The organism is Microbacterium sp. STN6 (assembly GCF_026410545.1).
Classification (GTDB): Bacteria; Actinomycetota; Actinomycetes; order Actinomycetales; family Microbacteriaceae; genus Root112D2.
In genome coordinates this window covers 209,037-234,530 of record NZ_JAPMIT010000003.1, presented here as the reverse complement: position 1 = coordinate 234,530, position 25,494 = coordinate 209,037, and the positions used below count along the sequence as shown (strand labels likewise).

Here is a 25,494-nt window from a genome sequence, read left to right as displayed (position 1 = left end):
ATGACCAACCCGGCTGCCGCCGCGGCAGCGTCCGCACCACAACCTGCTCAACTCGACAGCGACACCGATGTCCCGCTCTCCGGATTCACGCTCTGGGCCGTGTTCCGCCGCGATCCGCTGCGCCCGCAGACGTGGGCGCGCGAGGGCGGTAGTGAGGCTGCGGGTGAGGGCGCGGCGCACGCCACGAGCGAGTTGGCGCGCGCGATCGAGCGGGTCGAGGCATCCGGTGTAACGCTTCGTGGCATCTACGACGCGTCGGCGTTCAAGGCGACGAGCGACCTCATGTTCTGGCTTCACGGCCCCACGGCAGAGGGCCTGCAGGCAGCACTGCGCACGCTGCGGCGCACGAGCCTCATCGCCGGCCTGGCACCCGAGTGGAACTACATGGCCGTGCACCGCGACGCCGAGTTCAACAAGAGCCACGTGCCCGCGTTCCTGCGCGGCGTGCCGCCGCGTGACTGGCTCACCGTCTACCCGTTCGTGCGCACGCACGAGTGGTACCTGCTGCCCGACGCCGAGCGCAGCCGCATGCTCGCCGACCACGGCCGCAAGGGCGCCGCGTTCCGTTCGGTGCTCTCGAACACCGTCGCTGCGTTCTCGCTTGGCGACTACGAGTGGGTTCTTCCGCTCGAGTCAGACACGCTGACCGACCTGGTCGACCTGATGCGTGCACTGCGGCAGACCGACGCCCGTCTCTACGTCAAAGAGGAGACGCCGTTCTTCACGGGCCGTCGCATTTCGGTCGACGATGTCGCCGAGGTGGTTTCGTGAGCGCGGGCGCGTATGACGCCGTGCTGCTGTCGAGCTTCGGCGGGCCCGAGGGGCAGCGCGACGTCATCCCGTTCCTGCGCAATGTGACGCGCGGTCGCGGCATCCCCGACGAGCGCCTCGAGCAGGTCGCTCACCACTACCGCCACTTCGGCGGCATCAGCCCCATCAACGCCCAGAACCGCGAGCTGAAGGCGGCGCTCGAGGCCGAGCTTGCGGGGCGCGGCGTCGACCTTCCGGTGTACTGGGGCAACCGAAATTGGGCGCCCTATTTCGCGGATGTCGTGGGCGACGCCCACGATGCCGGCCATGACCGCCTGCTGGGGCTCGTCACGAGCGCGTACACCTCGTACTCCGGCGTCGGCCAGTACCGCGAGGACTTCGAGGGTGCGCTCGAGGCTACGGGGCTCACCGACGTTGTGAGCATCGACCGCATCCGCGAGTACTTCGACCACCCCGGCTTCATCGCCCCGCTCGTCGAGGGCGTGCGCGACGCGGTCGCGCGGCTGCGATCGGGTGGTGAGGGCGCGGGAAGTGACGGCATCCACGTGCTGTTCGTCACGCACTCCATTCCGAACACGGCGGCGGATGCCTCGGGGCCCGGCTTCGGGCCCGGCGGCGCCTATGTGGCGCAGCACCGCGCGGTGGCCGACCTCGTCGCACGCGAGGCCGCGCCCGGCCTGCCGTACTCGCTCGTGTATCAGTCGCGCAGCGGCAACCCCGCGACGCCATGGCTGGAGCCGGACATCAATGACGCGATCGATGAGCTCGCGGCCGCGGGCGGCACGAGCGCCGTCGTGATCGTGCCGATCGGGTTCGTGAGTGACCACATGGAGGTTCTCTGGGATCTCGACAACGAGGCGCGCGAGACGGCCGCCAGCCACGGCATGCGGGCTGAGCGGGTGCCGACGCCGGGTGTGCACCCCGCGTTCGTGTCGGCACTCGTCGATCTCATCATGGAGCGCGTCGAGGGGACGCCGGACACCGAGCGGCCGCACCTAACCGCGCTCGGCCCGTGGCCAGACCACGAGACGGTGGGCGCGCAGCGCCCGGCCGAGCGCCCGGCCGAGCGCCTTGAGGAGGGCGCGCAGCGCCCGGACGAGCGCCTTGAGGAGGGCGCGCAGCGCCCGGCCGAGCGCCTTGAGGAGGGCGCGCAGCGCCCGGACGAGCGCCTTGAGGAGGGCGCGCAGCGCCCGTCTCGAAAGGCCGACGCCCCTCAAACGGCAGGCGTGCGCCAATGACTGACACCCTGCGCGTCGCGACCCGCGGCAGCGCCCTCGCCATGGCCCAGACCCGTGTGGTTGCCGACGCCATCGCGAAGGCCGCGGGGGCTCCCGTCGAGATCGTGCCCATCACGACGCACGGCGACACCTCGCGTGAGTCGCTGAGCACCCTCGGTGGCACGGGCGTGTTCGCGAACGCGCTGCGCGAGGCGCTGATGGCCGGCGAGGCCGACCTCATCGTGCACTCCCTGAAAGACCTGCCGACCGCAGGATTCCCCGGCCTCACGATCGGCGCCGTTCCCCGCCGTGCTGACGCCCGAGACACGCTCGTCGCCCGCGACGGCCTCGGGCTCGGTACCCTCCCACCCGACTCGCGCGTAGGCACCGGTTCGCCCCGTCGCATGGCGCAGCTCCGTGCCGCGCGCGGCGACCTGGAGGTCGTCGACATACGCGGCAACGTCGACACGCGTCTTGCCCGCCTCGACGCCGACGCCGACGACCGCCTCGACGCCGTCGTGCTGGCCGCCGCCGGGCTCGGCCGGCTCGGTCGCCGCGATGTCGCGACCGAGTTCCTCGAACTCTCGGCCTGGCCCACCGCACCCGGCCAGGGGGCGCTCGCCATCGAGGTGCGAGAGGGTGCCGAGAAGGGCCACACCGCACTGGCGAAGGCGCTGACATCCGTGAACCATGTGACGAGCAGGGCGATCGTTCGAGCCGAGCGCGCGGTTCTCGCGGGGCTTGAGGCCGGATGCGCCGCGCCTATCGGCGCGACGGCCGAGATCGCCGACGGGCTCTTCTTTCTCACGGCCACCGTCTACAGCCTGGACGGCACCCGCACGCTCACCGCGTCGCACGCTGCCACGCCCGACAGCATGGCCGCGCCGGCGCTCGCGGAGGCCGCAGACGAGGTGGCGCAACGCGTGGTCGACGAACTGCTCGAGCGCGGTGCGGCGGATCTCGCGCCCGTGGGAGGTACCGCCTGATGGCCGCCGCGCAGAAGCCGTTGACCGGGTGGCGCGTGCTCGTGCCCCGGGGTGGCCCGTGGGGCGACACCGTCGCCGCCGACCTGCGCGCCGTCGGGGCGACCCCGGTGGTGGCGCCCATGATCAACTTCGCGCCGACCGACGATGCGCCCGCGCTCGAAGCGGCGCTCTCGCGGCTCGCGAATGCCGAGTTCGACTGGCTCACGGTTACCAGCGCGACCACCGTCGACGTCCTGTCGGCGTGGCGGGCGAGCGTGCCGGCATCCACCCGCATCGCGGCCGTGGGCGAGACGACGGCGGCGGCTCTGGTCGCGGCCGGCTACAAGGTGGATCTCGTGCCCTCCGAGGACAACTCGGCGCGCGGGCTCCTCGCCGAGTGGGAGGCGGCGACGAAGGGCGTCGTGCCGCTGCGCGTGCTCACCCTGCGCTCCGAGATCGCCAAGCCGCTGCTCACCGAGGGGCTGAAGCGCATCGGGCACGAGGTGTCGTCGGTCGTCGCCTACCGTACGGTCGGCGTGCCCGTCGCCGAGAAAGTCGTCGACGACGTCGCGAGCGGCCGTGTCAACGCGATCCTCGTGACGTCGGGCAGTGTGGCCGAGCAGGTGCAGCAGCAGCTCGGGCCTATCCCGGACGGCACGGTTGTGGCGGCCATCGGCCCGCGCACCGCGAAAGACGCCCGTGCCGTGGGACTGCGCGTCGACGTGATCGCGGACGAACGCTCGGCCGAGTCGCTCATCGACGCGGTCGTGCGGGTGGCCTCCGCCGGCGAGTGACCTCATGCGATTGTGGTCGGTTCACCCGCGCTATCTCGACCGGCAGGGGCTGACCGCGGCATGGCGCGAGGCGCTCCTCGCGCAAGCGGTTCTCGCCGGTCGAACGCGCGGGTATCGCGCGCATCCTCAGCTATTGCGATTCCGGGAGCAGGCGGACCCCATGGCAGCGATGGCGGCCTTCCTGCATGGCGTCGCCGACGAAGCGGATTCACGTGGCTACTCGTTCGATCGCTCGCGGATCGACGGCTCGCGGATCGACGGCGAGACCGCGCAGCCAAGCTCACCCGAAGCGGGCGTCGTGCCGCTCATCGACGTGAGCGACGGACAACTCGACTACGAGTGGGCGAGGCTGCAGCAGAAGTTGGATGAGCGGAGCCCGGAGGTCGCCGCCCGCTGGGGGGCTGTCTCACGGCCCGAGGCGCATCCGCTTTTCAGGCTGACGCCGGGCCCGGTGGCTCAGTGGGAGCGGGTTCACCGCTGACGTCTTGGAGGAAGCGGATGACCACCTCACGCTCCTCGGCCGTGAGCCGCACCGCCGCCTCATAGCGCCTGGCATGCTGCCGACCGACAGAGTCTCGCACCTCTTCGTGGGTGCGATCGGTGATCGAGATGGTGAGCGCACGGCGATCGCGCGGATGCGGCGACCGCTCGATATGTCCGGCGGCGGCCAGGCGGTCGAGCAGCTTCGTGGTCGCGGCGGTGGAGATGCCGAGGTGGTCGGAGAGGGCGCCTGCCGTGACCTGGAGGTGCTGCGCCTTCGCCCCGATGAGAAAGCGCAGCGCCTTCATATCGGTCTCGTTCAGATGCATCCGTGAGCGTGAATCCAGGCTGATCCGCTGTTCGGCCTCGCGCCAGGCGCGCAACGCGACCATCAGGCGAACCACTTGCGCCAGTTCGTCGTCGCTCAGATCGCCGTGATTGACGAGCTCCTGGCCGGGATCGAGAACACGGGGGTCGAGCATCGCGTCATGGCTGAGGGTACGACTGGAGTACGTCCGCTCTGCCATAAGCCCATCCTAGATGGTACGGTGTACATCACACTTGGCTATTTGCTATCTAGGCTAGTGAAGTGGACCTCTGCTTCCGATGAAGGCGGGCCAGAGGGGGAGGGGCGCAGTCGCGTGCCCGAGGCGCAATCGAGACGGAATCGAGGAACCCCGATGACACTGATCGCGGCAGCGAGGGCTTTCGCCGGTTCGGCCGCCGGTGAGGTGGAGCAGCGCATCGAGGCCTACCTCGCGACGCAACAACGCGCCGCCGTCGCGCATGGCCCGCATTATCTCGCGCTGTGGCGAGCCATCGGCGAGGATCTGAGCGGTGGAAAGCGGCTGCGGCCCGCACTCGTGCTCGGCACATTCCGAGCGCTCGGAGGTGAGGCGGAGCATGAAGGCGACGCGGTCTCCGCTGCCTGCGCCTTCGAGCTCCTGCATGCGGCCTTCCTGCTGCACGACGATGTGATCGACGGGGACAGCGTCAGACGGGGCCGGCCCAATGTCGCGGGAGCACTTGCCAGAGACGCGGCTGAGCGTGGGCTCGCACCGAGCGCGGCGACGGCGTGGGGTGCGGCATCCGCTCTGCTGGCTGGAGACCTCATGCTGCACGCGGCTCAATCATTCATTGCGCGCATCGATCAGGGGCTCGAGACGCGGCGCGCACTACTCGATCTGCTCGACACGAGCGTGTTCGTCACGGCGGCGGGTGAGCTGCACGACGTGGCGTTCGCCTCCGCGGCCGACGTACCGGAACTCACCGACGTTCTCGAGATGACGCAGAACAAGACGGCCGAGTACTCCTTCGCCTCTCCGCTTCGTGCCGGAGCGATGCTGGCAGGAGCCAAGCCCTTCGTGCTCACCGCCCTGGCCGAGTACGGCAGGCTGGCAGGCATCGCTTTCCAACTGCGCGACGATGTACTCGGCGTCTACGGAGACGAGGCCCTCACGGGCAAGAGCGTGAGAAGCGACCTTCGCAACGGCAAGGCGACGGCGCTTGTCTCGTACGCTCGGGGCACTGCCGCCTGGCCCGAGCTCAGGACACTGCTCGATCGGCCCGACGCGGCGGAGTCGGAGTTGGACCGCGCCCGGGCGCTGCTCGAGGAATGCGGGGCGCGTTCGTTCGTCGAGTCGATGATGCGCGACTACGCGTCGCGCGCCGCCGAGTCGCTCGCGAGCGACGACGTTCCCGAGGCGTTGCGAAGCGGCCTCAGGCGGCTCGTGAATGGCGCGGTTGCGAGGGCGTCGTGAGGGTGCTGCAGCGGCAGCGAGCGGACGGCATCCGCCTGTACACCGCCGTCGCCCAGCGCAGTTCGGTGCAGGTGATCCGGCGATACTCCACCTCGTTCGGTCTGGCGAGCCGCCTGCTCGACGGCGCCGTCAGGCGGCATATAGAGAGCGTGTACGCGCTCGTTCGGGTCGCGGACGAGGTGGTGGACGGCGCCGCTCGTGGCGCGGGGGTGCCGCCGGATCGGCAGCGCGAGCTGCTCGACGCGCTCGAGGCGGAGACCGAGCAGGCAATGGGGGACGGATTCAGCACCAATCTCGTCGTACATGCCTTTGCGTGCACGGCGCGCGAGACAGGCATCGATACCGCGTTGACCGCGCCCTTCTTCCGGTCGATGCGGGCCGATCTCGATGCAATCTCCTTCACAGAAACCGAACTCGCCGATTATATCTACGGCTCGGCCGAGGTGATCGGGCTGATGTGTCTGCGCATCTTCCTGCACGGCCACACTGTCGACCCCGTTCGCCTGCAAAACTTGGAACGCGGTGCGCGCAGTCTGGGCGCCGCGTTTCAGAAGATCAACTTTCTGCGCGACCTGAGCGCCGATATCAACCAGCTCGGCCGGCACTATTTCTCGAACGTCGACGATTTCGGAATCACGCGAGCGCGGAAGAGGGAGCTTGTCGCGGAGATCCGCTCAGATCTCCAGGCGGCGGCGGTCTCGATCCCGCTGCTGCCTCGCTCGTGCCGTCGCGCCGTCGGCGCAGCGCACGCACTCTTCACCGAAGTGCTCGAGCGCATCGAGAGGATGCCGGCGGAGGAACTCATGATCACGCGCGTGAGCGTGCCGGCTCCCGTGAAGCTGCGGCTGCTCGCCGCTGCACTCGTCGCGCGAGCGAGGGGTGGACGATGAGGGGCAGCGACGCGCGCCGCGTCGTCGTCGTGGGAGCCGGTATCGCAGGTCTCGCCACGGCCGCTCTGCTGGCGCGCGACGGCTACCTCGTCACGGTTCTCGAGGGCCGGCACGAGGTCGGTGGACGGGCCGGCACCTGGGCCAAGGACGGTTTCGTCTTCGACACGGGGCCGTCGTGGTATCTGATGCCCGAGGTCTTCGACCACTTCTATCGACTGCTCGGCACCTCGGCCGCGCAGCAACTGGATCTACGACGCCTCGACCCGGCGTACCGGGTGTTCTTCGAGCACGAGAGCCGGGCGCTCGAGGTCAGCGCCGATGTTGAAGAGACTCTTGACACCTTCGAGGCCATGCAACCCGGGGCTCGTCACGCCGTTCGGCGATACCTCGACTCGGCCCGTGAGGCGTACGACATGGCCGTGCGGCGCTTCCTCTACAGCACTTTCGAGTCGTACCGCCCGCTCATCAGCCGCGACGTGCTGCTGCGGTTGCCGCGCCTGGCTCGCCTTCTGCTGCAGAGCCTCGATCGCTTCGTCGCGGCACACGTGCGCGACCCGCGCCTGCGTCAGGTTCTCGGCTATCCTGCCGTGTTCCTCGGCTCCGAACCGTCGATGACGCCCAGCATGTACCACCTGATGAGCCACCTCGACCTCGATGTCGGCGTGCTCTACCCCATGGGCGGATTCGCAGCGGTCATTCGCAGCATCGCCGAGCTGGCGCGGCGTGAGGGCGTGAGAATCCAGACCGGTGCCCGCGTCACGGCGATCACCGTGTCACACGGCGCCGGCCGCCCGCGTGCTTCGGGGGTGACGGTCACCGCAGCAGACGGGCGGAAGCGGCAGGTCGAAGCCGACCTCGTCGTTTCCACTGCCGACTTGCACCACACCGAGACCGAGCTTCTGCCGCCCGAGCTGCGCAGCTACCCGGAACGCTGGTGGTCCCACCGGGTGGCCGGCCCCGGAGCGATCCTTCTCTACCTCGGCGTGCGAGGCGAGCTACCCCAGCTCACCCACCACAACCTGTTCTTCACCGAGGACTGGCGGGGCGACTTCGCCAAGATCTTCGGCAACACGCCCTCCATTCCGCGCCCCGCATCCCTCTACGTCAGCAAGACGAGCCAGACAGATGCCGCTGCCGCGCCCCGCGGCCACGAGAACCTGTTCGTGCTCGTTCCTGTTCCGGCAGACCCCGGCATCGGAGCGGGAGGACTGGATGGAGGCGGCGACGAGCGCCTCGAGCAGACGGCGGATGCCGTCATCCGTCAGATCGCCGAGTGGGCGCGGATCGACGATCTCGCCGAACGAATCGTGGTGCGCCGAAGCGTCGGGCCCGCCGATTTCGCCCGCGACCTGAATGCCTGGAAGGGAACAGCCCTCGGCCCCGCGCACACCCTGCGGCAGAGCGCGTTCCTGCGCGGCTCGAATGCGTCGTCACGCGTCGAGGGGCTCTACTATGCCGGCGCATCCACCGTGCCAGGCATCGGATTGCCCATGTGCCTGATCAGCGCCGAACTGGTCGTCAAGCGGCTGCGCGGCGACATCTCGACCCAGCCCCTGGCGGAGCCGCTGTGAGCGCCATCTATCTGATCGTGCTTCTGGCTGCTCTCGGCTGCATGGTGCTGCTCGACCACCGGTTCGCGCTTGTCTTCTGGCGGCGCGCGGGCGTCGCCACGGCCGTCGTCGTGGCCGGAGTGGTGTTCCTGCTGGCGTGGGATGTGTTCGGCATCGGGCTCGGCATCTTCGCGCGAGGCGAGAACCCGTACATGACCGGAATTCTTCTGGCGCCGCAGCTGCCGCTCGAGGAACTCTTCTTCCTGGCCTTCCTCTGCTACCTCGTGATGGTTCTGGTGACCGGCGCCGACCGGGTGCTGGAGTGGTTGCGGGGGCGGTCATGACCTACGTCGCTCTCAGCGCAGCGTTCCTCGGCGGCGCTCTGCTTGTCGCCGCGATCGCCGTCGTGCGCGTCGCCGTCGTCGCTGGCGCCGGCGCGTTGGCCGCCGTCGCCCGCCGCTGGTGGTTGCCGGCGCTCGTCGCCGCCGCGGTCGTGCTGCTTCTGACGGCACTGTTCGACAACCTCATGATCGCGGCCGGGCTCATGGCGTACGCCTCGAAGCACCTCTCGGGGCTGCACATCGCTCGCGCGCCGCTGGAGGACTTCGCCTACCCCGTCGCCGCCCTGGTGCTGCTGCCGTCGCTGTGGAGCCTCTTCGGCGCGCTTCGCCTGCCCGCGCACACGGTGTCGCGCCTGGCCGCCGTCTCACGGCCGGTCAGCTGGATCAACACGGCCTTCCCCTTCGCTGCCGCCTACTACCTGAGCATCCGCGAGGTGGACGCCGTGCTGGTCGTGGGCACGGTCTTCTTCCTCGTGCCGTACAACCTTGCGATGTATGGCGTCAACGACGTGTTCGACTATGAGTCCGATCTCGCCAACCCTCGAAAGGGCGGCATCGAGGGTGCCATGCTCGACCGCCGACTGCACCGCGTCACGCTCGTCGCTGCCATCGCCGTATGCGTACCCTTCGTCATCGCCCTCGTGCTCATGGGCACCCCGGCCGCATGGGCCGCGCTCGCCGTGAGCCTCTTCGCGGTCGCCGCCTACTCTGTGCCGGGGCTGCGCTTCAAGGAGAGGCCGTTCCTCGACTCGGCCACCTCGAGCACGCACTTCGTCAGCCCCGCCGTGGTCGGCCTGGCGTTGGCGGATGCTGCGTGGACGCCCGCGCTCGTCGCGTTGCTCGCGGCCTTCTTCCTGTGGGGAGTCGGCAGTCACGCGTTCGGCGCGGTGCAGGACATCGTCCCCGATCGGGAGGGCGGAATCGGCTCTGTCGCCACCGTGATGGGTGCCCGCTGGACCGTGCGCTTCGCGATCGCCGCCTGGCTCGCCGCAGGGCTGCTCATGCTGACAACACCGTGGCCAGGGCCTCTCGCCGGTCTCCTTGCCCTGCCGTATATCGCCATCGCCATGCCATACCGGTCGGTGGGCGATGAGCGTTCCGCCTCAGCCAATCGTGCCTGGCGGCGCTTCATCTGGCTCAACTACGCCAGCGGCTTCCTCGTCACGCTCATCCTCATCAGCTACGTCATCGAAAGGCCACTTTCATGAACACTCGCCCGGGCACCGAGCCCTCACACGGCTCCGACTGGCATCCGGCTCGCTGGGTAAGAATCACGCTGCCCGCCGTTCTTCTCATCGTGTGGCTGGTCGCCGCGAGCATCGGCGGCCCGACGTTCGGCAAGCTGTCGTCGGTGTCGCAGAACGACCAGGCGGCCTTCCTTCCCGCCAGCGCGGAGTCGACCAGGGTGAACGACCTGCAGAAGCAGTTCACCGGGTCGAAAGCGCTGCCGGCGATCGTGGTGCTCGTCTCCGACTCGACGATTACGAAGAGCGAGCTGGCCGGCTTCGCGAAGCTCGGCGTGACGCTTGGTGCCGTGCACGGGGTTCAGCAGCCCGACGGCGCGGCGAAGACGGCGGTGGCCGGGCCGATACCGTCGAGCGATGGCAAGGCCGTCGAGTTCATCGTGCCCGTCGTCGACACCGACAACGTCAAGACCGTCGTCGCAGATCTCCGCGATGCCGTTCAGGCACAGACGGGCAATGGCCTGCGCGGGTACGTGACCGGGCCGGCCGGCCTCACGGCCGACCTCGTCAACGCATTCGGCGGTATCGACGGCATCCTGCTCATCGTCGCCGTGGCGGCGGTCTTCGTCATCCTTCTGCTGGTCTATCGCGCACTGGTTCTGCCGTTCGTCGTGCTGCTCACCTCGATGTTCGCGCTCTGCGCCGCCATCCTTGTCGTCTATCTCTTCGCACTCTGGGGCTGGATCAGTCTCAGCGGGCAGAGCCAGGGCATCCTGTCGATCCTCGTGATCGGCGCGGCCACGGACTACTCGCTGCTTCTCGTCGCACGCTATCGCGAGGCGCTCGAACACGTGGAGTCGAAGTGGGCGGCGGTGGCGCGCGCGTGGAAGGCGGCCCTCGAGCCGATCGTCGCATCCGGCCTCACGGTGATCATCGCGCTGTTGTGTCTGCTGTTCTCCGACCTCAACTCGAACAAGAGCCTCGGGCCGATCGCGGCTCTCGGCATCGTCTTCTCCCTGCTGTCTGCGCTCACGCTGCTGCCGGTGCTGCTCGTGCTCTTCGGTCGCATCGCGTTCTGGCCGTTCCGCCCGAAGTACGCGCCGCAGCACGACGAGTCGGATGGCGTCACCGGCCTCTGGCGCCGGGTCGGCTCGCTCGTCGCCCGTCACTCGCGCGTGGTCTGGGTGTGCGCACTCGTCGTCCTCGTTGCCTGCGGCGCCGGAGTGCTGCAGCTGAAGGCCAATGGCGTTGCCCAGAGCGAGCTGGTGCTCAGCCAGTCCGACGCGGCCGACGGCCAGAAGGTGCTCGCGCACCACTTCGACGCGGGCTCCGGCACACCTGTCGTCATCGTCGCGAATGAAGACAAGGCGGATGCCGTGGTCGCCGCCGCGAAGAAGGCGCACGGCATCAGCGAGGCCAGGCTCTACACGGGTGAGGGCAGGCCGAGCGACGACGCGAAGCCCGTCGTCAGGCACGGCAGGGTTCTGGTCGATGCCACGCTCACCGCGGAGCCCGATTCGCACGAGGCGGAGGACACCGTACGCGAGCTTCGCCGCACTCTGCCCGACGTCGATTCCGGGGTGCTCGTGGGTGGGGTGACCGCCACCGCGCTCGACACGACTCTCACCGCCCAGGCCGACCTGGTGCGCATCATTCCCATTGTCCTGCTTGTGATCCTGGTGATCCTGATGCTGCTGTTGCGCTCCATTCTGGCGCCGCTGCTGCTGATCGGAAGTGTCGTCGTCTCCTACGCCGCCGCGCTCGGCGTCTCGGCCCTCGTGTTCAACCACGTCTTCGGCTTCCCGGGCGCCGACGCCTCCGTGCCGCTCTTCGGCTTCGTGTTCCTCGTTGCGCTCGGCGTGGATTACAACATCTTCCTCATGACGCGGGTGCGCGAGGAGTCCCTGAATCTCGGCACGCGCCCCGGCATCCTGCGTGGTCTCGGGGTGACGGGCAGCGTCATCACCTCGGCGGGCGTCGTGCTGGCGGCGACGTTTGCGGCGCTGTCGGTGATCCCCATTCTGTTCCTGGTGCAGATCGCGTTCATCGTGGCGTTCGGGGTGCTGCTCGACACCGTGGTCGTGCGCTCCCTGCTCGTGCCCGCTGTGTCGTATGACATCGGCCGCGCCATCTGGTGGCCGTCGACTCTGGCGCGGGAGGCGCCCCACGACCAGCTCACCAGCATCCGCGCAGCGCCCCACGCGGGTTGAGGAAGCCGCGCAGCGGCTGTCTCGAAACCCCCAGACCCGCTCACCAGCATCCGCTCAGCATCGGCGGTCGTAGGCTTGGTTGGTGAGTGACTTTCCGCGCCCGGTGATCCGCCCCCGTCGACTCCGCAGCACACCGGCCATGCGCCGGCTCACCGCCGAGACGCGCATTCACTCGGCGCAGCTCATCCTGCCCCTCTTCGTGCGCGAGGACACGAGTGAGCCGCTGCCCATCCAGTCGATGCCGGGCGTCGTGCAGCACAGCATCGACTCGCTCAAGCAGGCGGTGACGGATGCCGCATCCGCGGGCCTCGGCGGCGTGATGCTGTTCGGGGTGCCTGCCGCGCGCGACGCGATCGGCAGTGGTGCGACGGACCGCGAGGGCATCCTCAATCGTGCGACCCGCGTGGCCGCCGCGGAGGCGGGCGACGCCCTCGTCGTGCAGAGCGACCTGTGCCTCGACGAGTTCACCGACCACGGCCATTGCGGCGTGCTCGACGCCGCGGGCCGGGTCGACAACGACGCCACCCTGGAGCGCTACCGCGACATGGCGCTCGCGCAGGCGGAGGCGGGGTCGGCGCTGCTCGGGCTCTCGGGCATGATGGACGGCCAGGTCGCCGCGGTGCGCGACGCCCTCGACGGCGCGGGCTATCACGGCACAGCGATTCTCGCGTACGCAGCGAAGTACGCGTCGGCGTTCTACGGTCCGTTCCGGGAGGCCGTGGATTCGCAGCTCACCGGCGACCGGCGCACGTATCAGCAGGATCCCGCGAACCGTCGCGAGGGCCTGCGCGAGGCGACGCTCGACCTCGCCGAGGGGGCGGACATTCTCATGGTCAAGCCGGCCATGAGCTTCCTCGACGTGCTCTCGGATGTCGCCGAGCTGAGCGACGTGCCCGTCTGGGCGTACCAGGTGTCGGGGGAGTACGCCATGATCGAGGCCGCCGCCGCACATGGCTGGATCGATCGCAGCCGAGCCGTGCACGAGTCGGTCACCGGCATTCTGCGCGCGGGCGCCGACGCCGTGCTCACCTACTGGGCCATGGAGCTCGCACGAAATGTGGGTTGAGGAGCGCGAAGCGCGTCTCGAAACCCACTGAACCGACGGGAAAACCCCATGACAACCAACGACGAGCTCTTCGCCCGCGCCCAGCAGGTCATCCCAGGCGGCGTCAACTCACCCGTGCGGGCGTTCCGCTCGGTGGGCGGCTCGCCCCGCTTCATGGTGTCGGCGCGCGGCCCGTACATCACCGACGCGGAGGGCCGCGAATACGTCGACCTCGTCGCGTCGTGGGGGCCGGCGATCCTCGGCCACGCGCATCCGCAGGTTGTCAAAGCTGTGACGGATGCCGCAGCCCGCGGCCTCTCGTTCGGAGCCTCCACGCCCGCCGAAACCGAGCTGGCCGAACTCGTCGTCGACCGCGTCGCGCGCATCGACGAGCTGCGCCTCGTCTCCACCGGCACCGAGGCGACCATGACGGCGATCCGTCTCGCGCGCGGTTTCACGGGCCGCCCGTTGCTCGTCAAGTTCGCAGGGCACTACCACGGCCACTCCGACGGCCTGCTGGCGGAAGCCGGCAGCGGGCTCGCCACGCTGGCACTGCCCGCATCCGCTGGGGTGCCCGCCGAGATCGCGGCGCAGACCCTCGTCATCCCCTATAACAATCGCGAGGCCGTGACGCGGGTGTTCGCCGAGCACGGCGAGCGCATCGCGGCGATCATCGCCGAGGCGGGGGCCGCGAACATGGGCGTCGTGCACCCGGGCCCCGGCTTCAACGAGTTTCTCGCGCAGACCGCGCACGAGCATGGCGCGCTGTTCATTCTTGACGAGGTGCTCACGGGGTTCCGGGTCGGGCCGGCGGGCTGGCTCGGACTGGCCGATCCCTCCTCGCTCACAGGGTCGCTCGGAGCCGGCGTCGGCGTCGGCGTCGCGGCAGCGCTGCCGCGATCATCCCCGCTCCAGCGCGCCGACCTCGTCACCTACGGCAAGGTGATCGGCGGCGGCATGCCCCTGGCCGCGGTCGGCGGCCGCCGCGACATCATGGAGTTCCTCGCACCCGTCGGCCCCGTCTACCAGGCGGGAACGCTCTCGGGTAATCCGGTCGCCGTCGCGGCGGGTCTCGCAACCCTCGCAGCAGCGGATGCGGCGGTCTACGCCCGCCTGAACGAGGTTGCCGCCGTCGTCTCGCAGGCCACGTCCGAGGCGCTCTCGGCCGCCGGAGTGCCGCACGTCATGTCGCACTTCGGCAACCTGTTCAGCGTGCAGTTCCGCGAGACGCCCGCGATCGACTACGCCGGAGTGCAGGCGCAGGAGGCATTCCGCTACGGACCGTTCTTCCACGCGATGCTCGACGCGGGCGTCTCGCTGCCGCCGAGTGTCTACGAGGCGTGGTTCGTGACGGCGGCCCACGACGACGACGCCGTGAACCGCATCGTCGAGGCGCTGCCGGCCGCCGCTCGCGCGGCCGCATCCGCTCGCCCGCCCGCGTCCGCTCGCCCGCCTGCTGCCTGAGGCGACCCGGCGTTCGAGCATCCCACGCTCCCGCTCGCCCGCAGTCCCTCGACGAGTGGCCAAAAAGTGCCCTCAAAATCGAAAATGAGGGCACTTTTTGGCCGCTCACGTAAGGTCGGCGAGGGGTCAGACGGCGACCCTGCAGGGCCCGTGGTGGGCGTTCCCGTTGCCGTGACCGTTCCCGGTGCCGTTGCCGTGACCATTCCCGGTGCCGTGACCGTTCCCGGCACCGTTCCCAGCTCCGATGCCCCAGCCGGGCGGCGGGGTCGCGGGGTCGGCGGTGAAGTCGGCCATCGCCGGCAGCTCGCGGTTCGTGTAGTCGAACATGGCCTGGTTCTCCCACGCGTTGCCGGAGGCCGGGTCGGCCGGATCCCAGCCGTTGCCCGCGACATCCGTCCATGCGGGCTCCCAGTACACGGCGCCGAGGCCGCGACCGCCGGGTGCCGCCGCAACCACGTCCTGCACGGCGCGGAAGTTCGCGGCTTGACCCTCGGGCGTGGCCGGGTAGCCCGGCGTGAGCTCAGAGGCATGGTCGATCGAGTTCTCCCAGGCGGGGTTGGTGTTGTCCTCGAGCGTGAAGGGGTACGCCGTCTCGACGACGAGCACGTCCTTGTCGTACCGGGCCGAGAGCGTGCTCACCGCATTCTGCAGGTCGGCGAGCGAACCGTGCCAGTAGCTGTAGTAGCTGAGGCCGATCAGGTCGTACGGCACGTGGTGCGCCGTGATCTCGTCGAACCACCACGTGAGGCTGTCGATGCCGTTGTTGATGTTGGTCAGGTGCAGGATGGTCTTCGTCGTCGGGCTCACGGCCTTCACCGCGTCGTGACCCGCCGTCAGGAACGCCGCCAGGTTGTCCCACTGCGCATCCGCAACGCCGTCACTCGGGTCGACATCCCAGGTCTGGCCAAGTGGCCACAGGATGCCCGGGTTGATCTCGTTGCCGATCTGCGCCGCGTACGGAGTGATCCCCGCCACGCGCAGCGCGCGCATGACGCCCGTCGTGTAGTCGGAGAGCGCGGTCGTCATCTGCGCCGCCGTCATCCCCTGCCAGGCTGATGGCACCGTCTGCTTGCCCGGGTCGGCCCACGTGTCCGAGTAGTGGAAGTCGATGAGCACCTTCATGCCGGCGGCCTTGGCACGCTTCGCCATCGCGACCACGTGCGCGGTGTCGTTGTAACCGTCGGGCGGCGTGACCCAGGCCTTGAGCCGAACCAGATTCGCGCCGGCGGCCGCGAACGCCTTCACCGGGTCGACGCGGTGACCCGCGGCATCTCGGTAGATGGCGCCGTGGTCCTCATTCTTCGGAACGCTCGACAGGTCGGCGCCCCGGATCTGCCGCGTCACCTGACCGGGCACGAGACTCACGTCGTCCATGCTCGCCCACGCGCCCGCCGTGCCGGCCGTGTGCAGCTGGAGCGTGCACGAGCCCTTGGTCACGTACGCGCTCACGGTGAGCTGGAGCCACACGTCGTCGGCCTCGGTCGACGGCACGGTTGTCGCGCCGTCCAGGCCGCAGCCCGTCAGCCGCAGCTGCGAGGTGTCGACCCCGCCGCCCGACTTCACCGAGGCCCGCAGGGTCCACCACCCGCGCGCGAGGCCGGTCACCGTCTGCGCGGTGGTGACCGTGCCGTCAGCGGCAAGCCAGTGCGTGAGCCGGTGTGCTGAGTCGTGGCCATCCGCCTCGATCTTCGCGGATCCTGCCGGCCCGTCGACCCGCCAGCCGTCGAGACCGGACTCGAACCCGGCATTGACCACGGCGACGGATGCCGGCGCAGCGCCCCCGTGCCCCGGTGTCGCCGCGGCCGGGCTGAACCCCGCGAGCGCGAGCGTCGGCGCGGCGAGCACTGCCGCCGCCCCCAGCACCCATGAGCGACGCACGCGGCCGGGCCCCTGGGGTGGCCACAATCGCTTCCCGCCATGTGGCGGCCGTGTGCTGCGGGCGCTGCGTGCGCCATGTGTATGTGATCGATCCGTATTGTGCATCAGACGTCCTCCTTGACGTGCGGCGCGGAATCAGGAGCGTGCCGCGTACTCCATTCGTGCTGAGTGCCCTCGGGGTGCACGGGGTCGCGCACCACTCGCACCTGGCCGGCGGGCACGGTCACGGGTGACTCACCGGCCGACACCTCGATGTCGGCATTGGTGTGGTTGATCAGGAACCGGTAGACGGTGTCGGCCGAGCGGCGCTCAACGATCTCGAGGCCGGGGTGCGCGGCATCCGCGTCAATGCCGCTGCGCGACAGCACCGCGGCGACGAGCTGGGCGAGATCCTCGCCGTCGAGCCGGGTCGACACGTACCAGGCGGTGCCGCTGCCGTGCGCGTTCTCGGTAATGGCGGGCGCGCCGGCCGCCGGCCCCGACGTGTACGACGCAAGTACGCGCGCAGTCGTCGGGTGCAGGTCGTCGGCCCAGACGGCGCCGGTGCTGCCGTCGTCGAGCGTCACCAGCTCGCCCTCGTGCAGCGGCAGGAACTCGTGGATCTCCACCCCGAGCACCTCCCGCAGGGCACCCGGCGCCGCGCCGGGATACACCGCATCCGTGCCGTCGACGATGCCCGAGAAGTACGAGACGAGCAGCCGGCCACCACCCGCCACATACCCCTCGAGGTTCGCGGCCGACTCCGGCGTCACCAGGTACAGGCTTGGCGCGATCACCAGGTCGTAGCCGCTGAGATCAGCGGACGGATGCGCGAAGTCCACCGTCACGCCCAGCTCCCACAGGGCGCGGTAGTACGCCTCGATCCGCTCCCGGTGGTCGAGCTCGATGCTCGGGTGCCAGTCGAGATCCTGTGCCCAGAACGACTCGGTGTCCCACAGCATGCCGACGCGGGCGTGCACGCGTGAGCCAGCGACATCCGCGAGCGTCTCGAGCGTCGAACCCAGCTCGCACACCTCGCGCCAGATGCGCGTGCCGGTGCCCGCGTGCGGCAGCATCGCCGAGTGGAACTTCTCCGCCCCGAACCGCGACGCCCTGAACTGGAAGAACATGATCGCGTCTGCCCCGCGCGCCAGGTGCGACATGCTGTTGCGCGCCAGCTCGCCCGCCCGCTTCGCGATGTTGCGCGGCTGCCAGTTCACGGCCCCGGTGGAGTGCTCCATGAGCACCCAGGGCGCGCCGCCCGCGAGCGAACGCGTGAGGTCAGCATCCATGGCCAGAAGTATGTGGTTGTCGGCCCGCTCCGCCACCAGGTAGTGGTCGTTCGAGACCACGTCGACCTCCCGCGCCCAGCGCCAGTAGTCGGCGGCCAGACAGTTGGTCGCCATGAAGTTCGTGGTCACGGGCACGTCGGGCGTATAGCGGCGGATGACATCGCGTTCCGCGATGTAGCACGCCAGCAACGCGTCCGAGGTGAAGCGCCGGAAGTCGAGGCGCTGCGCCTGGTTCGACACCGTCGCCGCGAGCCTCGGCGCGTCGATCTGTGACCACTCGCCGTAGCACTGACCCCAGAAGAGCGTGCCCCACGCCGCGTTGAGCTCGTCGAGCGTGCCGTACCGCTGCCGCAGCCACTGCTGGAACGCCGCGACCGAGTGGCCGTCGTACGACTCGCTCACGGGAGCCCCGTACTCGTTGTGCACGTGCCACATTGCCAGGGCCGGATGCTGCGCATACCGCCGTGCAAGCTGCTCGGTGATCGCGGTCGCTGCCCGCCGGTACTCGGGCGAGCTCGGGCTCACCATGCCGCGCGAGCCGCCGCCGAGCCGCACGCCCTCCCGCGTGACCGGGTGCGAGTCCGGGTACTTCTTCCAGAACCACGCAGGGGGGGCGGCGGTGGGGGTGCCGAGGTCCACGTCGATGCCGGCGTCGGCCAGCAGGCCCATGATCTCGTCGAGCCAGCCGAACTCGTACTCGCCCTCGCGCGGCTCGAGCAGCACCCACGAGAAGATGCCGACGCTCACCAGATTGATGCGTGCCTGCTTCATGAGCTCGATGTCTTCGCGCCACGTCTCGCGCGGCCACTGCTCGGGGTTGTAGTCGCCGCCGTACCGAATGGCGGGGCGCGTGGGGCGGGAGGATGACATGCCGGGCGATCTCCTTTGACTGTGTGCGCTCCCAGTTCTAGCACAGCACACGGGTCAGGCGCATCCGTCAAAATGAAGTGTTGACAACAAATCGATAGTGTGGATTACTAGAACCGCTCACAGGCACACCGCCGTTCTTGTCGGAACGCTTGGCAGAACTCATGCTTGACTTCCTGCCGGAACGCGCGGTGCACCGAACCCATCGCACCAGCGCGGGGGCGAGCCGCAGCATCCGCTCGGCTTCTCTCTTCGCGTCACACAGCTTTCGACAAGGAGGACGAATGCGCAGATCGCTCCGCACGGCCGCCGTGGCCACCGCCGCAGCCGCCGCATTGCTCATGACCGGCTGCTCGGCCGGCACATCACACGACTCGGGCGACACGAACCAGAAGGTCAATCTCACGTATTGGGCGTGGGCACCGAACCTCGACAAGGTCGTGGACATCTGGAATAAGTCGCACCCGAACATCCACGTGACGGTCAACAAGCAGGATGGCGGCGACCCCGCCGTCACCAAGCTGCTAACCGCGATCAAAGCAGGCAGCGGGGCACCCGACCTCATGCAGGTCGAGTACCAGAAGCTGCCGACCCTCGTCGCCGCCGACGCGCTCGCCGACCTGTCGAAGACCGACGCCGTCAAGACGAAGAGCCACTTCTCCGACGGCGTGTGGAGCTCGGTCACCCTCGGCGGCGACGCGCTCTACGCCATTCCGCAGGACACCGGCCCCATGATGTTCTTCTACCGGGCCGACGTCTTCGACAAGCTCGGCCTGAGCGTTCCCTCCACGTGGGACGAATACGCGGCCGACGCGAGGGCGATCCACGAAGCCGACCCGTCGGTGTACCTCGGCACGTTCTCGTCGAACGATGCGGGCTGGTTCACGGGCCTCTCGCAGCAGGCCGGCGCCTCGTGGTGGGGCATCGACGGCGACGCCTGGAGCGTCGACATCGACAAGGCTCCTACTCAGAAGGTCGCCAAGTACTGGGGCGGTCTCGTGCAGGAGGGCGTGATCAACAACAAGCCCATGTACACGCCAGAGTGGAACACCGCGCTGAACACCGGCAAGGAGGTCGGATGGCTGAGCGCCGTGTGGGCCCCCGGAGTGCTGAGCGGTAACGCCGGCGACACGGCAGGCAAGTGGAAAGTCGCCCCCATGCCGCAGTGGGATGCATCGAACCCGGCCACGGGCAACTGGGGCGGGTCGTCCACGGGCGTCACGAGCCAGTCGAAGCACGTGGATGCCGCGGTGAAGTTCGCCACGTGGCTCAACACCGACCCGGAGGCCGTGAAGGCGCTCGTCACCACGGCGGGAATCTACCCGGCCGACAACGCGGCGGCGAAGCAGGCGCTCAGCAAGGCGCCCGACTTCTTCAGCAACCAGCCCGACTTCTATGACGTCGCGGCGAAGGTGGCGAAGACCGTCAACCCGTTCACCTACGGGCCGAACGTCAATGTCGCATACAGTGCGTACAACGACGACTTCGCCAAGGCCGCCCAGTCGAAGCAGCAGAGCGCGTTCCTCGACGCGGTCACGCAGATGCAGAAGACGACCACGGCCGACCTGAAGAAGAGCGGCTTCACCGTCAAATGATCGAGACGCAAGGGGCGGGCATGCGCCGAAGGGTCAGCTTTCGCACGCGAGTGCTGACGCCATACGCCATGCTCGCCCCGGGCATCGTGCTATTCGTGGCGTTCATGGCGGCGCCCATCGTCTACACGGTGATCCTCAGCCTGCAGAAGCGCACCGTGACCGGGCTCGGCCTTGGCGCGAACTCGCACAAGACGGTGTTCGCCGGCTTCTCGAACTACGTGGCGTCGTTCACCGACCCCGAGCTGCTCGGCAGCGTGCTGCGGGTGCTGCTGTACGGGGTCATCCTGATTCCCACCATGCTGGGCCTGGCGCTGCTGTTCGCGCTGCTGCTCGATTCCCGGCGCACCAGGGCGGGCGGCTTCTCGCGCACGGCGATCTTCCTGCCGTACGCGGTGCCGGCCGTCATCAGCTCGCTGCTGTGGGGCTTCCTGTACCTGCCGGATGTGAGCCCGTTCTACGACCTCGCCGACGCACTCGGCATCAATGCTCCCGAGCTGCTCTCGCCGTCGCTCGTCACGTTCGCCATCGCGAACATCGCGCTGTGGGGCGGTGTCGGCTTCAACATGATCGTCATGTACACCTCGCTGAAGGCGGTGCCGAGCGAGATCTACGAGGCGGCGAAGCTCGACGGCTGCAGCGAGGTGCAGATCGCGTGGCGCATCAAGATCCCCATCATCGCGCCCGCGCTCGTCATGACGGCGCTGTTCTCCATGATCGCGACGCTGCAGGTCTTCGCCGAGCCGACCACGCTGCGGCCGCTGTCGAACAGCCTCTCTACCAGCTGGTCGCCGCTCATGCTCGTCTACCGCGACGCGTTCACCCGCAATGACATCTACTCGGCGGCGGCGACAAGCGTGGTCATCGCGCTCGGCACCTTCATCATCTCGTTCCTGTTCCTGCGCGTCGTGCAGAAGCGGGCCTTCGGCCAGGAGGACTGACACGTGAGTGCGACCACTACCGAGGTCACGCCCGGCACGGGGCGAGGCGCAGCATCCGCTCAGAAAATGAAGCGTGAGCGTCCCAAGGACAGTGCGATGCATGAGAAGCCGAGCATCGTCTCGAGCGGCATTCTCATTCTGGGCGCGATCTACTGCCTGTTCCCGGTGCTGTGGGTGATCATGGCGTCGACGAAGGACGGCTCCGAGCTGTTCTCAACGCTCACGCTCGCCCCGAGCACCCACCTGTGGAGCAACATCGTCGAGCTCACGCAGTACCGCGACGGGCTCTTCTGGCGATGGATGCTCAACACCGCCCTCTACGCGGGTGTCGGCGCGATCGTCTCCACCTGGGTCTCCGCGCTGTCGGGCTACGTGCTCGCCAAGTTCGACTTTCCCGGCAAAGGCACGGTGTTCAAGATCCTGCTCATGGGCGTGCTCGTGCCCGGAGTGATTCTGGCGATCCCGCAGTACTTCCTGTTCGCGCAGGTGGGCCTGACGAACACGTATTGGTCGGTGCTGCTGCCGCAGATCATCAGCCCGTACGGCATCTACCTCGCGCGCATCTATGCCGCGGCGGCCGTGCCGAACGATGTGATCGAGGCCGCCCGCACCGAGGGTGCGCGGGAGATGTACATCTTCAACCGCATCGCGATGCCCATGATGGCGCCCGGGTTGGTGACGATCTTCCTGTTCCAGTTCGTCGCCGTGTGGAACAACTTCATGCTGCCCTACATCATGCTGGGCAACGACCATCTGTTCCCCATCACGGTCGGCCTGAACGGGCTGCTGAACCAGGGCGCGAGCGCGCCGGCCATGTACACGCTCGTCATCACGGGGGCGCTGCTGTCGATCATCCCGCTCGTCATCCTGTTCCTCGTGCTGCAGCGGTACTGGCGGGTCGACCTGGCCGCCGGCGCCGTCAAGGCGTGAAGATATGCTCATGTCGTGACCCCACCACCCGCCCGACGTCGCCCGACGATCGACGATGTCGCCGCCGAGGCGGGCGTCTCGCGCGGCACCGTTTCGCGCGTGCTGAACGGCGGGCACTGGGTCAGCCCTGACGCGCTCAGCGCGGTCAATGCGGCCATCAAGAAGACCGGATATCGGGTCAACCCGCACGCCCGCAGCCTCGCAACCCGGCGCGCCAATTCGGTGGCGTTCCTGTTGAGCGAGCCGCACGAGCGCCTCTTCGAGGACCCGAACTTCTCCGTGCTCATGCGGGGGGCCGCCCGGGCGCTTGCCGAGCAGGACATCTCCCTCGTGCTCATCATGGCCGGCACGGATGACGAGCAGCGCCGCGCCCAGGATTTCATCACGGCCGGCCACGTCGACGGGGTGCTGCTCGTGTCGTCGCACAGCACCAGGAGCGGCGCGATCTCAGAGCTGGTGGCGGCCGGGGTGCCGGCGATCGCGTGTGGGGTGCCGCTCGGCTTCGAGAAGAAGATGGGATACGTGGCCGCCGACGACTTCGACGGTGCGACCGAGCTGCTCGGGTACCTGCGGCGCAGCGGGCGAACCCGCATCGCCACGATCACCGGGCCGCAGGACACGTCGGGCGGCATCCGTCGCTTTGACGCGTATCGCGCCGAGGCGGGCGACGCGTTCGACGAGCGCTTCGTCGCATACGGCGACTACGGCAGGCAGAGCGGCCTCGCCGGGATGCGGCGGCTGCTCGAGACGGCGCCGGAACTCGACGCGGTGTTCGCCGCGAACGACGTGATGGCGGCTGCAGCCATCGAGGTACTGCAGGCCGCGGGGCGCCGGGTGCCGGCGGATGTCGCGGTGGTCGGTTTCGACGACGCCCCGATCGCGACGACGACGACTCCTGCGCTCACCACCATGCGCCAGCCGTTCGAGCGGATCAGCGAGGAGATGGTGCGCCTTCTGCTGCGCGTGATCGAGGGGGAGCGCCCCGCCGCCATCACGCTGCCGGCCGACCTGATCGTGCGCGAGTCCGCCTGACTCCTCGCGCATCGCGCATCGCGCATCGCGCGGGCAGTGTGCGGAGGCAGCACAACGGGTCGGGCCGAATGTGGGGTGTTCGCGAGGTGCACTCCACATTCGGCCCGTGCTGGGTAAGCGGGTACGCGGGTAAGCGGGTAAGCGGGTAAGCAGGTACGCGGGTTGGCCGGACGGCCGCGATCAGGCCTGGCCGTGGCTGGCGCGCGAGCGGCGGGAAAGCGAGTCGATGATGACCGCGAGCAGCAGCACGGCACCGGTGACCATGTAACGCACCGACGAGTCGAGACTGAGAAGCGTGAGGCCGCTCGAGATCGACTGGATCACGAAGATGCCGAGCAGCGCCGACCACGCGCTGCCGCGGCCACCGAAGAGGCTGGTGCCGCCGATGACCGCCGCCGCGATGGCGTTCAGGTTGACGTCGCCAGTGCCGCTCGAGTTGCTCGCCGCCGTCAGGCGCGCGGCGGAGAGCAGGCCGCCGAGCGCGGCGAAAGCGGAGCAGAGAATGAACACCGAGATGAAGATGCGGTTGACCTTGATGCCAGCGCGTCGCGCCGCCTCGACGCTGCCGCCGACTGCGAACACCGCACGTCCCCAGCGGGTGCGCGTCAGGAAGAAGTTCGTGATGACGACCAGCATGACGAAGAGCAGGAAGGTCACCCCGACCCCACGGTCCTGGGCGAGGTACGCGACGATCGCGACGAGCACGACCAGCAGCAGTGCAGCCTTGGCGAGCATGAGTCCTCTGGAGCCTGTCGACAGCCCGGCGCGGGCGCGGCGGCGCGCGCGAAGCCAGTCGGATCCGAGGAAGACGAGAACGGCGATCCCCGAGAAGGTGTACGCGAGCCACGGCGGCAGGAACATCGACGTCGCCACCTGAACGACCCATGAGCTGAAGGGCAGGTTGATCGTGCCGTTCGGCCCGAGAATCCACAGCTGCAGACCCAGGAAGGCGAGAAGACCGGCCAGCGTGATCACGAAGCTCGGAACCCCGAACCGAGCGAAAAGCAGGCCGTAGAGCAGACCGATCGCGGCACCGAGCGCGAGCGCCGCGATGATCGTCAGCCAGATGGGCCAGTGCCATTGGGCGAACGTGACGCCGAGCACGGCCGACGCCACGCCGCTCACCGAGCCGATCGAGAGGTCGATCTGGCCGAGCAGCAACACGAGCACGACGCCGATCGCAATGGTTCCGACGGCGGCGCACTGCAGGCTCAGGTTCACCAGGTTGTCTGGCGAAAGGAAGCTGGGGTTGAGAATCTGGAAGACGGCCCAGATCACGATGAGACCGATGACGACGGGGAGGGAGCCGAGGTTGCCAACCCGAACGCGACGGCCGAACGAGCGGATGGCGCCGCCGAGACCTTCATCGAGAATCAGGCGCTCGTCCTGCTGGTCGGCGGCGCGCTCGGCCGGGGTTTCGGTGTTCGTGGCGGTCATGCTTCCGGGACCTCCTGGGTGGGGCGGGCCGTGGCCCTGCGGGTGACGGCGTTGTCTGTGGCGCCGGTGATGGCGGCGATGATCTCTTCGTAGCTGACGTCGGGAACGCGGAAGTTTCCGTTGTTGCGACCGAGGCGCAGCACGACGACGCGATCCGCCACGGCCTGCACGTCTGCCATGTTGTGGCTGATGAGGACGACGCCGAGGCCGCGCTCGCGCAGGCGCTCGACGAGGTTGAGCACCTCAGCGGTCTGGGCGACACCCAGAGCCGCGGTCGGCTCGTCGAGGATCACGATCTTCGGATCGCCGATGAGAGAGCGTGCGATGGCCACGGTCTGCCGCTGGCCGCCGGAGAGGGAGGCGACGGCGATGCGAACGGAGGGGATCTTGGCAGAGAGCTGGCGCAGAAGCGTCCAGGACTGCTGTTCCATCTGCTCCTCGTCGAGCGTGCCCGATCCGAGCTCGCGGCCAAGGAAGAGGTTGGAGACGACGTCGAGGTTGTCGCAGAGAGCGAGGTCCTGGAAGACCGTGGCGATGCCGAGTTCGCGAGAGGCCGCAGGGGTGGGAATCGTGACGCGCCGGCCATCGAAGAAGATCTGGCCGGAGTCGGCCGTATGCACACCGGCGAGGATCTTGACCAGCGTGGACTTGCCCGCGCCGTTGTCACCGACAATGGCGACGACCTCACCCGGGTACACATCCATCTCGATGTCGGTCAGCGCCTGCACGGCACCGAACCCCTTCGAGATCTGCTTGATCGAGAGCACCGGCTCCCGTGCGGGAGCGGTCTGTTCTGGAGCGGTGGCTTCCAGGGTCACGATTTCTCCTTTGAATCGGCCGGTGGGCCGAGCTTAACGCGAAAGTGTGCCCGGCCG

Annotated in this window: 22 protein-coding genes; 17 read left to right on the top strand and 5 right to left on the bottom strand. The window is 68.7% G+C overall.

The features are described from left to right. Genes hemQ through OSC27_RS10225 form a run of 5 tightly spaced genes read left to right on the top strand, consistent with a single transcriptional unit; the run spans position 1 to position 4,228 of the window. The gene (hemQ, locus tag OSC27_RS10245; RefSeq protein WP_267181362.1) at positions 1-771 is read left to right on the top strand and encodes a hydrogen peroxide-dependent heme synthase; all 771 of its coding nucleotides are present in this window, start codon (positions 1-3) and stop codon (positions 769-771) included. Then, complete coding sequence (locus tag OSC27_RS10240; RefSeq protein WP_267181361.1) at positions 768-2,009, top strand: ferrochelatase; 1,242 nt, start codon at positions 768-770, stop codon at positions 2,007-2,009. The genes hemQ and OSC27_RS10240 overlap by 4 nt, the downstream gene beginning before the upstream one ends. Then, on the top strand, positions 2,006-2,974 hold the full coding sequence (gene hemC / locus OSC27_RS10235) for a hydroxymethylbilane synthase (protein ID WP_267181360.1): 969 nt from the start codon (positions 2,006-2,008) through the stop codon (positions 2,972-2,974). Before OSC27_RS10240 ends, hemC begins: the two co-directional genes overlap by 4 nt. Then, positions 2,974-3,747, top strand: coding sequence for a uroporphyrinogen-III synthase (locus OSC27_RS10230; RefSeq protein WP_267181359.1), 774 nt, complete (start codon positions 2,974-2,976; stop codon positions 3,745-3,747). Before hemC ends, OSC27_RS10230 begins: the two co-directional genes overlap by 1 nt. 4 nt (positions 3,748-3,751) lie before the next feature. Next, a complete protein-coding gene (locus OSC27_RS10225) occupies positions 3,752-4,228 on the top strand; it encodes a pyrimidine dimer DNA glycosylase/endonuclease V (RefSeq protein ID WP_267181358.1) in 477 nt (158 codons plus the stop codon). Here the strand turns inward: OSC27_RS10225 and OSC27_RS10220 are convergent. Further along, entirely contained in the window at positions 4,179-4,754 is a 576-nt protein-coding gene (locus OSC27_RS10220; RefSeq protein ID WP_267181357.1) for a MarR family winged helix-turn-helix transcriptional regulator, read from the bottom strand. The genes OSC27_RS10225 and OSC27_RS10220 overlap by 50 nt on opposite strands. A 153-nt stretch (positions 4,755-4,907) precedes the next feature. On the opposite strand from OSC27_RS10220, the gene OSC27_RS10215 reads away from it, so the two are divergent. From OSC27_RS10215 to OSC27_RS10180, 8 genes are all read left to right on the top strand, one after another. Then, positions 4,908-5,987, top strand: a complete 1,080-nt coding sequence (locus tag OSC27_RS10215) for a polyprenyl synthetase family protein (RefSeq protein WP_267181356.1) — start codon at positions 4,908-4,910, stop codon at positions 5,985-5,987. Next, a complete protein-coding gene (locus OSC27_RS10210; RefSeq protein ID WP_267181355.1) occupies positions 5,984-6,877 on the top strand; it encodes a phytoene/squalene synthase family protein in 894 nt (297 codons plus the stop codon). Before OSC27_RS10215 ends, OSC27_RS10210 begins: the two co-directional genes overlap by 4 nt. After that, positions 6,874-8,448, top strand: a complete 1,575-nt coding sequence (gene crtI, locus OSC27_RS10205) for a phytoene desaturase family protein (RefSeq protein ID WP_267181354.1) — start codon at positions 6,874-6,876, stop codon at positions 8,446-8,448. Before OSC27_RS10210 ends, crtI begins: the two co-directional genes overlap by 4 nt. Beyond that, positions 8,445-8,771 (top strand): lycopene cyclase domain-containing protein, encoded by a 327-nt coding sequence (locus OSC27_RS10200; protein WP_267181353.1) that lies wholly within the window; start codon positions 8,445-8,447, stop codon positions 8,769-8,771. Before crtI ends, OSC27_RS10200 begins: the two co-directional genes overlap by 4 nt. Further along, the gene (locus tag OSC27_RS10195; RefSeq protein ID WP_267181352.1) at positions 8,768-9,976 is read left to right on the top strand and encodes a prenyltransferase; all 1,209 of its coding nucleotides are present in this window, start codon (positions 8,768-8,770) and stop codon (positions 9,974-9,976) included. The genes OSC27_RS10200 and OSC27_RS10195 overlap by 4 nt, the downstream gene beginning before the upstream one ends. Continuing rightward, the gene (locus OSC27_RS10190; RefSeq protein WP_267181351.1) at positions 9,973-12,162 is read left to right on the top strand and encodes an MMPL family transporter; all 2,190 of its coding nucleotides are present in this window, start codon (positions 9,973-9,975) and stop codon (positions 12,160-12,162) included. Before OSC27_RS10195 ends, OSC27_RS10190 begins: the two co-directional genes overlap by 4 nt. Positions 12,163-12,244: 82 nt before the next feature. Beyond that, positions 12,245-13,228, top strand: coding sequence for a porphobilinogen synthase (gene hemB, locus OSC27_RS10185; protein WP_267181350.1), 984 nt, complete (start codon positions 12,245-12,247; stop codon positions 13,226-13,228). A gap of 48 nt (positions 13,229-13,276) precedes the next feature. Further along, positions 13,277-14,671: a glutamate-1-semialdehyde 2,1-aminomutase gene (locus OSC27_RS10180; RefSeq protein WP_267181349.1), complete on the top strand. Its 1,395-nt coding sequence runs from the start codon at positions 13,277-13,279 to the stop codon at positions 14,669-14,671. Between the two features lie 126 nt (positions 14,672-14,797). On the opposite strand, the gene OSC27_RS10175 is transcribed toward OSC27_RS10180, so the two are convergent. Further along, complete coding sequence (locus OSC27_RS10175; RefSeq protein WP_267181348.1) at positions 14,798-16,549, bottom strand: glycoside hydrolase family 53 protein; 1,752 nt, start codon at positions 16,547-16,549, stop codon at positions 14,798-14,800. A 104-nt stretch (positions 16,550-16,653) separates the two neighbouring features. Next, positions 16,654-18,690 carry a beta-galactosidase gene (locus OSC27_RS10170; protein WP_267181347.1) on the bottom strand — a complete coding sequence of 679 codons (2,037 nt, stop codon included), beginning with the start codon at positions 18,688-18,690 and terminating at the stop codon, positions 16,654-16,656. Positions 18,691-18,971: 281 nt separating this feature from the next. Here OSC27_RS10170 and OSC27_RS10165 point away from each other — a divergent pair, with 281 nt between their 5' ends. The 4 genes from OSC27_RS10165 to OSC27_RS10150 all read left to right on the top strand — a co-directional run bounded on the left by OSC27_RS10165 (position 18,972) and on the right by OSC27_RS10150 (position 23,182). Continuing rightward, positions 18,972-20,282, top strand: coding sequence for an ABC transporter substrate-binding protein (locus OSC27_RS10165; RefSeq protein ID WP_267181346.1), 1,311 nt, complete (start codon positions 18,972-18,974; stop codon positions 20,280-20,282). Between the two features lie 20 nt (positions 20,283-20,302). Next, complete coding sequence (locus tag OSC27_RS10160) at positions 20,303-21,220, top strand: carbohydrate ABC transporter permease (RefSeq protein ID WP_267181345.1); 918 nt, start codon at positions 20,303-20,305, stop codon at positions 21,218-21,220. Positions 21,221-21,316: 96 nt separating this feature from the next. Continuing rightward, the gene (locus tag OSC27_RS10155; protein WP_267181726.1) at positions 21,317-22,150 is read left to right on the top strand and encodes a carbohydrate ABC transporter permease; all 834 of its coding nucleotides are present in this window, start codon (positions 21,317-21,319) and stop codon (positions 22,148-22,150) included. A gap of 15 nt (positions 22,151-22,165) precedes the next feature. Next, positions 22,166-23,182, top strand: coding sequence for a LacI family DNA-binding transcriptional regulator (locus OSC27_RS10150; RefSeq protein ID WP_267181344.1), 1,017 nt, complete (start codon positions 22,166-22,168; stop codon positions 23,180-23,182). A gap of 180 nt (positions 23,183-23,362) precedes the next feature. On the opposite strand, the gene OSC27_RS10145 is transcribed toward OSC27_RS10150, so the two are convergent. Together OSC27_RS10145 and OSC27_RS10140 are read right to left on the bottom strand one after the other, a co-directional pair. After that, on the bottom strand, positions 23,363-24,619 hold the full coding sequence (locus OSC27_RS10145) for a sugar ABC transporter permease (protein WP_267181343.1): 1,257 nt from the start codon (positions 24,617-24,619) through the stop codon (positions 23,363-23,365). Beyond that, positions 24,616-25,437 carry an ATP-binding cassette domain-containing protein gene (locus OSC27_RS10140; protein ID WP_267181342.1) on the bottom strand — a complete coding sequence of 274 codons (822 nt, stop codon included), beginning with the start codon at positions 25,435-25,437 and terminating at the stop codon, positions 24,616-24,618. Before OSC27_RS10140 ends, OSC27_RS10145 begins: the two co-directional genes overlap by 4 nt. Between the last annotated feature and the right edge of the window lie 57 nt (positions 25,438-25,494).